At 32.2% G+C, this 13,649-nt stretch carries 12 protein-coding genes; 5 read left to right on the top strand and 7 right to left on the bottom strand.

Going from position 1 to position 13,649, the window contains the following annotated elements; genetic code table 11:
* Positions 1-15: 15 nt before the first annotated feature.
* On the bottom strand, positions 16-2,811 hold the full coding sequence (uvrA, locus tag ACR9ES_RS04175; RefSeq protein ID WP_435255219.1) for an excinuclease ABC subunit UvrA: 2,796 nt from the start codon (positions 2,809-2,811) through the stop codon (positions 16-18).
* Between the two features lie 230 nt (positions 2,812-3,041).
* On the opposite strand from uvrA, the gene ACR9ES_RS04170 reads away from it, so the two are divergent.
* Positions 3,042-3,623: an RNA polymerase sigma factor gene (locus ACR9ES_RS04170; RefSeq protein WP_028890901.1), complete on the top strand. Its 582-nt coding sequence runs from the start codon at positions 3,042-3,044 to the stop codon at positions 3,621-3,623.
* Between the two features lie 321 nt (positions 3,624-3,944).
* Here ACR9ES_RS04170 and ACR9ES_RS04165 read toward each other — a convergent pair whose 3' ends face one another.
* Positions 3,945-4,601, bottom strand: coding sequence for an endonuclease III domain-containing protein (locus tag ACR9ES_RS04165; protein ID WP_435255218.1), 657 nt, complete (start codon positions 4,599-4,601; stop codon positions 3,945-3,947).
* Positions 4,602-4,709: 108 nt separating this feature from the next.
* Here ACR9ES_RS04165 and bcp point away from each other — a divergent pair, with 108 nt between their 5' ends.
* Positions 4,710-5,162 carry a thioredoxin-dependent thiol peroxidase gene (gene bcp, locus ACR9ES_RS04160; protein WP_435255217.1) on the top strand — a complete coding sequence of 151 codons (453 nt, stop codon included), beginning with the start codon at positions 4,710-4,712 and terminating at the stop codon, positions 5,160-5,162.
* Positions 5,163-5,197: 35 nt separating this feature from the next.
* Here bcp and ACR9ES_RS04155 read toward each other — a convergent pair whose 3' ends face one another.
* From ACR9ES_RS04155 to ACR9ES_RS04135, 5 genes are read right to left on the bottom strand one after another with little or no spacing between them, the layout of a single operon-like run.
* Positions 5,198-6,145 carry a sterol desaturase family protein gene (locus ACR9ES_RS04155; RefSeq protein WP_274634602.1) on the bottom strand — a complete coding sequence of 316 codons (948 nt, stop codon included), beginning with the start codon at positions 6,143-6,145 and terminating at the stop codon, positions 5,198-5,200.
* 52 nt (positions 6,146-6,197) lie between these two features.
* Positions 6,198-6,836, bottom strand: coding sequence for an alpha/beta hydrolase (locus tag ACR9ES_RS04150; protein WP_274634603.1), 639 nt, complete (start codon positions 6,834-6,836; stop codon positions 6,198-6,200).
* Between the two features lie 4 nt (positions 6,837-6,840).
* Positions 6,841-7,167, bottom strand: a complete 327-nt coding sequence (locus tag ACR9ES_RS04145; RefSeq protein WP_274634604.1) for a hypothetical protein — start codon at positions 7,165-7,167, stop codon at positions 6,841-6,843.
* Positions 7,168-7,171: 4 nt separating this feature from the next.
* Positions 7,172-8,431: a dihydroorotase gene (locus tag ACR9ES_RS04140; protein WP_435255216.1), complete on the bottom strand. Its 1,260-nt coding sequence runs from the start codon at positions 8,429-8,431 to the stop codon at positions 7,172-7,174.
* Positions 8,428-10,356, bottom strand: coding sequence for a BatA domain-containing protein (locus tag ACR9ES_RS04135; protein ID WP_435255215.1), 1,929 nt, complete (start codon positions 10,354-10,356; stop codon positions 8,428-8,430). Before ACR9ES_RS04135 ends, ACR9ES_RS04140 begins: the two co-directional genes overlap by 4 nt.
* Before the next feature lie 122 nt (positions 10,357-10,478).
* On the opposite strand from ACR9ES_RS04135, the gene ACR9ES_RS04130 reads away from it, so the two are divergent.
* Genes ACR9ES_RS04130 through rlmF form a run of 3 tightly spaced genes read left to right on the top strand, consistent with a single transcriptional unit; the run spans position 10,479 to position 13,584 of the window.
* A complete protein-coding gene (locus ACR9ES_RS04130; protein ID WP_435255214.1) occupies positions 10,479-11,141 on the top strand; it encodes a class I SAM-dependent methyltransferase in 663 nt (220 codons plus the stop codon).
* Positions 11,141-12,730 carry a bacillithiol biosynthesis cysteine-adding enzyme BshC gene (bshC, locus tag ACR9ES_RS04125; RefSeq protein ID WP_435255213.1) on the top strand — a complete coding sequence of 530 codons (1,590 nt, stop codon included), beginning with the start codon at positions 11,141-11,143 and terminating at the stop codon, positions 12,728-12,730. Before ACR9ES_RS04130 ends, bshC begins: the two co-directional genes overlap by 1 nt.
* On the top strand, positions 12,730-13,584 hold the full coding sequence (rlmF, locus tag ACR9ES_RS04120; protein ID WP_435255212.1) for a 23S rRNA (adenine(1618)-N(6))-methyltransferase RlmF: 855 nt from the start codon (positions 12,730-12,732) through the stop codon (positions 13,582-13,584). The genes bshC and rlmF overlap by 1 nt, the downstream gene beginning before the upstream one ends.
* The last annotated feature ends 65 nt before the right edge of the window (positions 13,585-13,649 follow it).

Below are 13,649 nucleotides of genomic sequence, written 5' to 3'. Positions count from 1 at the left end.
GGGTGGCTTTTCTAATTAAAAAACTAGTTTTTCTTTTAAGTATTTAGAAGTGTACGACTCTTTATTTTTAGTAAGTTCTTCAGGAGTGCCTGCAAAAATTAAATTTCCACCTTTTTTACCACCTTCCAAACCAAGGTCGATTATGTAATCGGCACATTTAATTAGCTCAATATTGTGCTCAATAACAATAATAGAATGCCCTCTTTCTATCAAAGCATTAAACGATGCTAATAGTTTTTTAATATCGTGAAAATGCAAACCAGTTGTGGGTTCATCAAAGATGAATAGTGCTTTGTCTTTTGTGTTTCCTTTGACTAAAAAAGAAGCTAATTTGATACGTTGTGCTTCACCCCCTGATAATGTAGAAGATGATTGTCCTAATTGTACATAGCCTAATCCAACATCCTGTAAAGGTTTTAGTTTTCTGGCAACTTTTGTTTGATTGTGTTGTGTGAAAAAAGCAACAGCATCGTCGATGGTCATGTTTAAAATATCATCGATGTTTTTTCCTTCAAAAGCAACTTCTAAAACTTCCTTTTTAAAGCGTTTTCCTCCGCAAGTTTCACATTCTAAATGTACATCGGCCATGAATTGCATTTCAATCGTTACTTCACCTTCTCCTTTACAAACCTCACAACGACCGCCTTCAACATTGAAAGAAAAATGTTTAGGTTGATAATTTCTAATTTTCGAAAGTTTTTGATCTGATAATAGCTTTCGAATATCGTCGTAAGCTTTAATGTAGGTAACTGGATTGGAACGAGAAGAGCGTCCAATAGGGTTTTGATCAATAAATTCTACATGTTTTAAGGTGTCAAAACTTCCTGTAATTTCTGTATGTTGCCCTAATTTATCTCCATATCCTATAAGTTGCTTTTGCATCGCAGGATATAAAATTTTCTTAACTAACGTACTTTTTCCACTTCCTGAAACCCCAGTAATAACCGTTAAATTGTTTAGCGGAAAAGCTACATCAATATTTTTTAAGTTGTTTTCACGAGCACCAATAACTTCAATAAAATTCTTAGAATTTCTTCGCTTGGTTGGAATTTCAATTTTTAATTCTTCGGAAAGATATTTAGCTGTTAATGAATCTGATTGTAGAATTTCATCAAAAGTTCCTTCAGCAACTACATTTCCACCATAAGTTCCCGCTTCAGGACCGATATCAATAATATAATCGGCTTCTTTCATGATGTCTTCATCATGTTCAACTACGATTACGGTGTTTCCTAAATCGCGTAGGTTTTTTAAAACACCAATGAGCCTTTCAGTATCTTTTGGGTGTAACCCAATACTTGGTTCGTCTAAAATATACATCGAACCAACTAACGAACTTCCTAAGGATGTAGCTAAATTAATTCGTTGACTTTCTCCACCAGATAGCGTGTTTGATGTTCGGTTTAAGGTTAAGTAGTTTAAACCAACATCGGTTAAAAACTGTAAGCGATTGTTGATTTCAGTTAATAAGCGTTTCCCTATTTTTTCTTCGTATTTGTTGAGCTGAATACTATTGAAAAATACAGCTAATTCGTCTAATGGAAGTGTAACCAGTTCGGAAATTGTCTTTCCATATACTTGCACATAATTTGCTTCTTTGCGCAAACGTTTTCCTTCACACTCGGTACATTTAGTTTTTCCGCGATAGCGAGAAAGCATTACACGGTTTTGAATTTTGTAACTTTTTTCTTCTAATTTTTTGAATAAATGATTGATTCCTTTGAACTTTTTGGTTCCATTCCAAATAAGGCTTTTATGTTCTTCAGAAAGTTCAAACCAAGGTTTATGAATTGAAATTCCAAACTCTTCGGCATGAAGAATCAAGTCGTTTTTATATTTTTTATAGCTGTCTGTTTTAAACGGAAAAATAGCATCTTCGTAAATAGATAACCCTGTGTTAGGAATAACCAAATCTTCATCAATACCAATTACATTTCCATAACCTTCACAGGTAGGGCAAGCTCCGTACGGGTTGTTAAAACTGAATAAATGTGTGTTCGGTTCTAAAAAAGAAATTCCGTCTAGTTCAAATTTATTACTGAATTCTGTAGTAGTTTCGTCAGATAAGTTTTCTATGTAACAAATTCCTTTTCCTTCAAAAAAAGCAGTTTGAACAGCATCTCCCAAACGATTGTAAAAATCTTCTTCGTTTTTAACTACAATTCTATCAACTACTAAGAATAAAGTGTCACCATTAAAATCATCCGCAGGAAATTCATCAATTCTATAAACGGTGTCTTTGTATTTTAAACGAGCATATCCTTGTTGTGTTAATACCTGTAAAACAGTTTTAATGTCTCTCCTCTGTTCGTTTATTGTAATAGGAGCAAGTAATAAAAGTTTGGTACGTTCCTCAAATGTTTTTACATGGTTTATAACATCTGAAACCGTGTGTTTTTTTACTTCTTCTCCAGAAATAGGAGAGAAGGTTTTACCGATACGAGCGTACAATAATTTGATATAATCGTAAATTTCGGTTGAGGTTCCAACAGTAGACCTTGGATTGGTAGAGTTCACTTTTTGCTCAATAGCAATAGCAGGGGCAATTCCTTTTATATAATCAACCTTTGGTTTATGTAGTTTTCCAAGAAATTGACGAGCATAAGAACTTAAGCTTTCAACATAACGACGTTGCCCTTCGGCATATAGAGTATCAAATGCTAAAGAAGACTTTCCAGATCCCGAAAGTCCGGTAATAACGACTAGTTTATTACGAGGGATTACCACATCAATGTTTTTTAAATTGTGCAGTTTAGCTCCTTTTATTATAATGTTTTCTTTAGGGTTTACAGTTGAAATGTCAGTCTTCATGTGCTCAAAAAATAAGCGATAAAAATACCAATTTTTAAGTGATTTTAACGTGGTTACAACAGTGTTTTTCTCTTTTTTGTGAGTTTTTTTGCTTTTATTAATAAAAAATTCAATATTTGTAATTCATTATTAATCAATAAATAAAGGCCTATAGCATAATAATTACTTTATAACTTAATATCCCTTAACAAGAAGAGAACGAATTAGTTCCCCTTCAAAAAGTAATTATTATGAAAGACATAATCGACGATAGTGTTTTAGTAAAAAACTACATTAACGGCAACGAACTAGCCATTGAATTATTGATTAAACGACACCAACAGAGATTGTATAGCTTTATTTATAGCAAAATACAAGATCGAGATACTACAGAAGACATTTTTCAAGACACCTTTATCAAGGTAATAAGAACGCTAAAAAAAGGAAATTATAACGAAGAAGGTAAATTTTTACCTTGGGTTATGCGTATTGCTCATAATTTAATTATAGATTATTTTAGAAAGAACAACCGCATGCCAACGTTTAATAATACAGAAGAGTTTGATATTTTTTCGGTTTTAAGTGACGGAGCGCTAAATGCAGAAAGTAAAATTATTAAAGAGCAAATTTTAAACGACGTAAAAGAGCTAGTTGAAGAATTGCCGGAAGAACAAAAAGAGGTTTTAAAGATGCGTATATATAATGATATGAGTTTTAACGAAATATCAGAAAATACGGGCGTTAGCATTAATACAGCATTAGGAAGAATGCGTTACGCTTTGATTAATTTGAGAAAAATAATAGAAAAAAATAAAATTATTTTAGCAAGTTAAACAATATTTGAAAAAAAGCATCGTTAATTCATTGATTATAAGTTATAAATAAGGGGTTATATGATGCAAATTTACTCAGAAAAGTCTTCAGACTTTACTATGGAACCAAAACAAGAAACAGTTCAATATTTGATTAATTTTTCTAAATCGCTAAAAGTAGTTAAAACGAAATCAAACTATCTCATTGAATTGAATTTGAATTAAGAGTGGAAAAAGCTTCAACTAGGTTGGGGCTTTTTTTAGGCTCGTTAGAATATTGGATGTTTAGATTGTTGGACTTATAGATTATTAGGTTTTTATCAGAATCAAAACCCTATATAACTACTTTTTCTTATTATAATAATCGTCCATTACCGACTTTCTGCCAACCGTTTTAGTAATAATATCATTTTCTAATTTCCAACCACGAGCAGGAGAGTACTCACGTCCGTAATAAATAATTTGTAAGTGCAATTTATTCCATAATTCTTTTGGAAATAAACGCTTAGCATCCTTTTCAGTTTGTGTTACGCTTTTTCCGTTTGATAAATTCCAACGATACATCAATCTGTGAATGTGAGTGTCTACAGGAAAAGCAGGAATATCGAAAGCTTGCGCCATAACAACACTAGCAGTTTTGTGTCCCACAGCAGGTAATTCTTCCAAAGCTTCCATATCAATAGGAACTTCACCATTGTGTTTTTCAATCAAAATTTTAGATAACCCATAAATCCCTTTTGATTTCATAGGAGATAAACCAACAGGTTTAATAATATCTCGAATTTCATCTACAGAAAGTTTTACCATATCATAAGGGTTATCAGCTTTATCAAATAATAAAGGGGTGATTGTATTTACACGAGCATCAGTACTTTGAGCAGACATCAATACAGCAATTAATAAGGTGTACGGGTCTTTATGATCTAAAGGGATGGGAGTTTCAGGGTATAATTTTTCTAAAGTATCTATAACAAATTGTACTTTTTCTGCTTTCGTCATTGCTTTATAAAATTTGAAAAAATCAAAGGTACAAAGAAGCTACGTATGTTTATGGAAAATCAAAATCAACTTTGTAACTTTGACATTGTAACTTTGAAACGAAATAATATGACAACATTAAAAGTAGGAGATAACGCACCAAATTTTGAGTCGGTTGATGAAAAAGGTAATGTAGTAAAGCTTTCTGACTATAAAGGAAAGAAATTAGTTTTGTTCTTTTATCCTAAAGCAAGTACACCAGGTTGTACAGCAGAGGCATGTGATTTACGTGATAACTATCAAACATTTTTAGCTAAAGGATATGATGTATTAGGAGTAAGTGCTGATTCAGCGAAACGCCAACAAAATTTTATCAATAAAAATGAATTGCCATTTCCTTTGTTAGCAGATGAAGATAAAGAGGTAATTAATGCATTTGGAGTTTGGGGACCTAAGAAATTTATGGGAAGAGAGTATGATGGAATCCACCGTACTACTTTTGTGATTGATGAAAAAGGTGTGATTGAAGATGTTATTACAAAAGTAAAAACTAAAGAACACGCCAATCAAATATTAAGTTAATAGCTTAAAATAGATCAAAATAAAAGTCGAGTAAATTACTCGACTTTTATTTTTTCTAAACGTACTTCTAGAGGCGTGTTTTTTAGTTCTTGTTGTAATTCTTTACTTGTTTTAGAACTTCCGTCATGACTCCAACCAGGAGGCATAAACACATATTTTAATCGTGTAGTTAAAGGTAAGTTTCTTTTTCGTTTAAAGAAGTCGTTAAAAATTTCTTTCCACTCATGAAAAATAATATTGATAGGCCCTTTATTCTCTAAAGGTTTTGTTAACCCGTAACGTAACTTTTCGTATTCAGTTTCCTCTTCTTCAGCTTGAAAAGTGCCAAAAATACGATCCCAAATAATCAATACCATTCCCATATTCTTATCTAAATATTTGGTATTTGAAGCATGATGGACTCTATGGTGAGAAGGAGTAACAAAAATATAGCCCCACCAACCTAGTTTACTTTTAATAAAATTGGTGTGACATAAAGTACCGTAGTTTTGATTCATGGCGTAAGCAAACATAATATGCAGCGGCATAACACCTAAGAAAGCTAATGGTAAAAAGAACATGTACCTAAACAAAGGTTGTAAAACAGGAGATCTAAAACCTGTTGAAATATTATAAAATTCAGAGTTGTGGTGCGTTACATGTACAGCCCAAAAAAATCTTGAATGATGATCTACATAATGATGAATGTAATACAAAAAGTCTTGACCAATAAAAGCTAATAACCAATATGCCCATGACATGTTTCCTTCCCAATCAATAATTCTGTATTGATAACAAAAGCCCATAATAGCAAACGAAGTAACCTTCATAAGCAAATCTAGACTAAAGTTAATTAAGGCAAAGTAAACATTGGTCGCTGTATCTTTAAACTCATAGTTTTTGGCTTTAGCTCGATAGCTAAAGAACATTTCAAGTAAAATTACTGAGATGAAAAAAGGAGCACTCCAGTAGTAAAGTATGTCTTGATTAAATATATTGTTCATGCTATTTTTTAGATACAAAAATATTTAATTTTACTTTAATTAACTGTTAAAGTTATAGCCTTTCTTCTATCCAGTTTTTGAAACTATAAAAGTTTTGGGGAGCAACTCCATGTCCGACTGGATATTCAGAATATTCGTTTTCTAAATTAAAGTTTTCTAGTAGAATAGGCGCTTTTCTAGCCCAATCTACAGGAAGCACTTGGTCAACCGTTCCATGAGAAATATAATAATCTGTTGTAATAGAGTTGTCTATTTCAGTAGGTAATAACTCTTCGTTAATATAGCCGCTTAAAGCAACTATATGTTGTACTTTGTTAGGGTATTTAAAACTTAGCGCATAACTCAAAATAGCTCCTTGGCTAAATCCTAATAAGAAGGTTTTGTCAGGATTGGTATTATATTTTTCTTTGATTTCATCAATAAATATAGCAATTTTATCTATTGATTCATCAGCTTGAATTAAATCTGAAAACTTTCCGTTAATAGCATCGAAGTTGATAGCGTACCAAGCATAACCTCCATAGCCCATATCATGTGGAGCTCTAGCGCTTACTATTAATAAATCGTCAGGTAATTCTTCTGCAAATGAAAATAAATCTTCTTCATTGCTTCCGTATCCGTGTAATAAAATTAATAGAGGCGGATTAGAAGTTGAAGTTTTAGGCTTTCTTACAATATATTGTAAACTCATGTTCTTATATTCCTTTAAACAAGTTTTGAAATTGTTCTCCTACCACAGGAATTAGCTTTTTTTCTCCCTTTAAAACAGCTAAAAGGCTAATTATCCAAAAAGCAAACAAAAATAATCCTACAGCCCAACCTGTTATGTTTCCTAAGTATCTATATACAATCCAGATATTTGCCATGTATAATATGTTTAGTCCTAGCATTTGTCTGATATAAAAACTAGCAAACGCATTTTTATTGTTCATGTTTAAAACAAAAGCAACAATAAGTCCTATTACTGTAAAATGACTGATAATCGCTGCGGTTTTTCCTTCGTTCACTGTTAGGTTTTCCATAATTTTATGAATTTAAAATTAGTTGATTTTTAGAAAAAACTCCGTAGGCTTTACCTTTTAATTTTTTCTCTAAAAAGATACTGTTTTTAGAGGTAGAAATAATATTTTCTTCAGAAAAAGTGTATTCTCCGCTAGGATTGAATATAGATAAAGTTACTTTTTCATTCTCTTTAATAGTAACAGAATCAACTCCGAAGCGCTTTCTAGGATTGTCAGATAAACATTTTACAATTGTTTCAATATCTAACACGGTATTTAATGCTCCGAAAGCACTTTCTAAACCAACAGTTCCGTCTTTTGCAGTAGAATACTCTACTTTTTTATGCTCTACGTCAATCGGATTATGATCGGTAGTAATTATATCAATAATACCGTCTTTTATTCCTTGTAGTAAAGCTATTCTATCTTCTTCGGTACGTAGAGGTGGGGTTACTTTTTTATTCGCGTCAAAACCATGCAACTCATCGTCGGTTAAAAATAAATTATGAACCGCAACGCTACACGTTACATCTAATCCTTTTTCTTTTGCTTCTTTAATCAGTTGAACAGATTTAGCGGTAGAAATTGTAGGTATGTGTAGTTTTCCTCCAGTATATTCTAACAAAAATAAATCACGAGCAATTTGAATTTCTTCTGCCAAAGCAGGAATTCCCTTCAACCCTAAAAGAGTACTGTTCTTACCTTCATTTGCAACACCTTCACCAGCAATTAAATTATTTTTTGGAAAGCTTAAAACCAATCCGTCAAAATTTTGAGCGTACAGCAACGCAATTTTTAACAAATTATCATTGCTAACAGACTTGTTATAATCTCCAAAAGCAATAGCGCCTGATTGCTGCATGTCGTACATTTCTGACATTTCAATACCTTTACTTTGCTGTGTTAAAGCTCCGATAGGGTGAATGCTGGTAGCAGCTCCGTTTACTTTATTAATTAAAAACTCAACAGCCGATTTATTGTCAACTATAGGGTAGGTATTCGGGTTGATGGCTACATCGGTAAATCCGCTTTTAGCAGCTACTTGCACACCGTGTTGTAAAGTTTCGCGTTCTTCATACCCTGGTTCACCAAAAGACACACTAGTATCAAACCATCCAGTTGAAACGTGTAAATTATCGAGTTCTACAACTTGACAGTCTTCTTTTGGTTCGATAGCATCATCAATTGTAGTGATAATTCCGTCAGTAATTAAAATATCTTTGGTTTGCTTGTGATATGGGCTAGAAGCATCTATAATTGTTGCCGATTTAAGCAGCGTTGTCATGGTTTAAAGAATTTTAAAATCAAAATTTCTAACAGCAAAGATACAATAGCTAGTGCCAAAAACCATTTCCAAAGCCATTGAATTTTATTTTCATTATTAATATTTTCTAAAGTGTCTTTAACTGAAGTAGAAATAGTAGTGTTATCAATCCCTGAAAGTGTTAAAAAATCTAATGAACTTTCACTTTTTGGATAGTTGAAAGCACAATTTTTTATCAGGTTATTTTGTTGTTTAATTTGATAAAATCCAGCAACTAAAGGTTGATCATTAGTAGTAATTCGTACTTTATTTTGAAAAGTTTGTTGTAACGGAATGAACGAACTAGTGTTGGAAGTAATGGTTAAAATTTCGTCTTTTCCTAAATGTTTATCAATATCGATCGTGTTTTGTCTGTCGATGGTATAATACAATTCAGAAAGTTGTAAACTCTGTTTTCCGATGTTATAAAAAACAGGAACAATCAACGGAGAATTGGTGAAATTGCTATTTCCTTTTTGAAGTGGAGCTGCTACCCAATACAAAGAAGCTTTCGGTAAACGTATTTGCTGAATAAAACCTTGTCTGTTTTCAAAAGAAACAAGGTTAGAAGCATTTTTAAAAGTAGAACTGAATGATGTTTTTACAAACGGATATTGAAAATTGGTAACCTTTTTTTCAAACACATTTTTTAAAAGAGGATGATTGTAATTAATATCCGTAATTTTTAAACTGTCATTTTTTTGTGAAAGTAGCCTTCCGATATTCAACTTGTTGAATAAATTATTGTACGAAGTAATGTTTGTGTTTTTATTCGGGATTGCAACAATATTTCCTCCATTTTCTACATAAGATTCTAAGCTATTGATAAGTGTTTGCGGAATATTTTCCAATGCATTTAAAATTACCAGATGTTGCTTCGGAATTTCATTATAATTCACATTTTGCAACGAAGAAGCAGTAAAGTTAAATTCCTCTTTCGTGTAAATTCTACTCAGAAAATCGCCCGATTCTCCTACGCTTAACACATTAATTTTTTCGTTGGTGTTGATGGTAAAGTAGAATGAATTGTCGAAGCTATAGGTGTCTTTAAAATTAAGATCAATTTTTCCTAAGAAAATAGGTGTTTTTACAATAGAAAAAGTGATTTGTGTAGTGTTGTTTTCTTCTACTGAAAAAGTTTGTTTGTTAATGAGTTTGTCGGCGTTATAAAGAGCAATCGGAATGTCTTTTTTGGCACCTCCTTGATTTCTAACAGTGATGTGAATATTGAAGTTTGAAGAACCATTGTCGTTAACAAAAACACTATCAATAGAAATATTGCTTTTTTGTTCAGGACTTACTTTAACCAAAGACGTGTTTATAGGAAGATTGTTAATGTCTTTTTTTTGAGTGTTTTGGAAATCAGAAATTAGGATGTTTTTGGTGTTGTTTGAAGTGTTTTCATTTGCCGCTTTTAACAAGACATCTTTCAAATTCGTGTTTTTAGCAGTATTGCTAACTTTTAACAAAATGTCTTTAAGTTCAGAAGCTGTTTTGTTTTTATAAAAATTATCTTGAGTAGCTAACGAGTAGTTGGCTTTACCTGATAAGTTTTCAATGATTTCTTGCGAAGCTATTTGAAGTAAATTTCCTTTTTCACCGACAGCTGAGGTACTTAATGAATTATCTAAAAAAATAAAAAAGTTTTGCTTTTCATTTGCTTTATGATTGCTAAAATAAGGTTGGGCAAACGCAAAAATTAAAGCAGTAAGTAATAGTAATCGTGTAGCTAAAATCAACCATTTTTTTATACGAGAGCTTTTACGAGTTTGCAACACTAACTTTTGTAAAAAAGCTACATTGGTAAACGGAACTTTTACAAATCGCTGTAATTGGAACAAATGCACCAAAATAGGAATGAGCAAAAAAGCTAAAAAGTATAAAATTTCTGGGTGTTTAAACTGCATATTAGTGTTTTACCAATTGTAAAAATAGCCAAATTGATGGTTTAAAAAAGAATGTAGTTAAAAATCTGTTAGATACAAGTTTCTTTTTCGACAAAGGAGTAAAAATTTCCTATTTTTGAACTATGACTACAAAAGAGAGTGAATGTACACTTCCAGAAAATTTATTAAAAGAACACTGGGAAACTGCGTATAAAAAAAATCCTACTGAAAAACTGGGTTGGTTCGAAGAAAATTCGAAAGAAACCATTGGATTACTAGAGAAATCAGGTGTTGCTAAAGATGCCAAAATTTTAAATGTAGGTGTTGGGTCATCAATGTTGATTGATGAATTAGTCAACAAAGGATACTCCCAATTAATAGCTAACGATTTATCGGAAAGAGCACTAAACGATGTGAAAAATCGGTTAGGAGAAAATGCTTCGAAAGTTAGTTTTATTGCTGATGATATTGTCAATCCGACACAACTTCAAGGGTTAGAAGAAGTAGCTGTTTGGAATGATAGAGCTGTGCTACATTTCTTTTTAAAGGAAGAAGAGCAAGACGCTTATTTTAATTTATTAAAAAAAGTAGTGAAAGCGAGTGGATTTGTAATTATAGCTGTCTTTGCATTGGATGGAGCTGAAAAATGTTGTGGACTGCCTTTACAGCGATACGATGCTGAAATGTTGCAAGAAAAATTAGGAAAAGATTTTGAGTTAGTTAAAACGTTTAATCACACATTTATAAATCCGTATGGAGGCGAGCGTCCATATGTTTATACATTGTTTCAAAGAAAGAATAAGTAATGAAGGTAACGAATATCCCTTTTAAAAATACAGGGTTTTTCTCTAAAACAATGCTAGATTATTTAGAAGAATCTCCCAAAACACAACCGTTTTACGGTAATTTCTCAAATATAGAAGGTTTTAAAAAGCAGTTAAATCAAAAACGTAGCTTTTCTGTATCACACAGGCAAACTCTAGTAAGTGTTTTAAAAGAGCAATATAAAAGCAGTAAGGTTTCAGAAGCTACTCAGCAAAATATAGAAGCGTTAGCGTTAGAAAACACTTTTACGATTACTACAGGACATCAATTAAACTTGTTTACAGGTCCGTTATATTTTTTATACAAAATTGTGTCAGCAATCAACTTGTGTGAAGAATTACGTACACAGTTTCCTGAAGAAAATTTTGTACCTGTATATTGGATGGCATCTGAAGATCATGACTTTGAAGAAATCAACTTTTTTAATTTTGATGGAAAGAAAGTACAATGGAATTCACATCAAACCGGGGCTGTAGGACGTTTTTCTACAGAAGGTTTAGATCACGTATTAGAAGTGTTTTCAGAACATTTAGGAACATCGAAAAATGCACAATATTTAGCGCAACTTTTCAAGAAAGCCTATATAGAGCATACTAATTTAACCGCTGCAACCCGATACATAGCCAATGAATTGTTTGGAGAGTATGGTTTGGTGATTGTTGATGGAGATGATGCTAAGTTAAAGAAAGAGTTTGTTCCGTATATTACTAAAGAACTAACGGAACAATTTTCATATACCAAGGTTTCTGAAACGATTTCAAGCCTAGAAAACGACTATAAAATTCAGGTAAACCCTAGAGAGATTAACTTGTTTTATTTAGGAGATTCTCTTCGTGAACGTATTATTTTAGAAGATGGAGTTTACAAGGTAAATAGCACAGATATTTCATGGAGTTTGGAAGGTTTGCTAGCAGAAGTAAACGAGTTTCCTGAGCGATTTTCACCTAATGTAATTTTACGTCCATTATACCAAGAGGTAATCTTACCAAACCTATGTTACATTGGTGGTGGAGGAGAGTTAGCCTATTGGCTGGAGCTGAAAAGTATGTTTGAATCGGTTGATATTCCTTTTCCTATTTTATTGTTACGTAATTCAGTACAAGTAGTTTCAGAAAAGCAAGCCAAGAAACTAGGAAATTTAGAGTTGTCTATAGAAGATATTTTTATCAAACAGAACAACTTAATAGAGCAAAAAGTATTGGAAAACTCTGAAACTAAAGTAGATTTTACCAATCAAAAACAGTTTTTGCAAGAGCAATTTGTAACGTTAAGAGAACTTGCAGAAAAAACAGATGTTTCGTTTGTTGGAGCTGTAAATGCGCAAGAAAAAAAGCAGACAAAAGGATTAGAAAACCTTGAAAAAAGATGGTTGCGAGCAGAAAAACGCAGGCAGCAAGATTTGGTAGAGAGAATTACAGCTTTGCAAAACGAATTATTACCTAATCAAAGTTTAGAAGAGCGTCAACGTAATTTTTCAGAGTTCTATTTAGAGTATGGAGCAGACTTCATTACAATTCTAAAAGAAAACTTACACCCGTTACAACTAGAGTTTACCCTTATTACACTTTAATGAGCACAAAAAAAGGATTACATCCAAAAAACATACATAATCAAGGATACGATTTCAAATTACTAGTAGAAAAGTATCCGAAACTCTCTGAATTTATCATTGAGAAATTTGAGAAAGAGACTATTGATTTTTCTGACCCAATAGCTGTAAAAGAATTTAATAAGGCATTATTAGCAGCTCATTATAATATTAAACATTGGGATTTTTCTGATGAGAATTTATGTCCGCCAATACCAGGAAGAGTAGATTATATCCATCATTTAGCTGATTTAGTTGCAGATGAAGAAAATGTAACGGTGTTAGATATTGGTACAGGGGCAAGTTGTATTTATCCTTTGTTGGGAATTGCAGTATACGATTGGAATTTTGTAGCGACCGATATCGATTTAGACTCGTTAGATTATGCTCAAGATATTATAGATGATAATAGTTTTACTGATAAGGTTGAATTAAGACAACAGTTTAAAGAAGAACATATCTTAGAAGGAATTATAGAAGAAGGTGATGCATTTACGGTAACGATGTGTAATCCGCCATTTTATAAATCAGCAGAAGAGGCGAGAGGAGCCAACCGAAGAAAATCGAGAAACTTAGGGAACAATGCGGTACGTAATTTTGCAGGAAATTCTAATGAGTTATGGTATATAGGTGGAGAGAAAGCTTTTTTGCATACCTATTTATATGAGAGTTCTAAGTTTCCGAAAGTAAGTAAATGGTTTACGAGTTTGGTTTCTAAAAAAGAAAACGTAGAAAGTTTACAGAACTCAGGTAAGAAATTAGGAGTTAAAGAATTTAAAGTAATTCCTATGCACCAAGGAAACAAGGTAACGCGTATAGTGTGTTGGAGGTTTTAGAGAGATGTTAGAATACAAGTAATTAATAAACGTCATTTCGAGTGATAACGAGAAATCTTACTAAG

Source organism: Tenacibaculum sp. A30 (assembly GCF_051200845.1).
Classification (GTDB): Bacteria; Bacteroidota; Bacteroidia; order Flavobacteriales; family Flavobacteriaceae; genus Polaribacter.
Note: the sequence above shows the minus strand (reverse complement) of the source record. Positions and strands in the feature narration are given on the sequence as shown.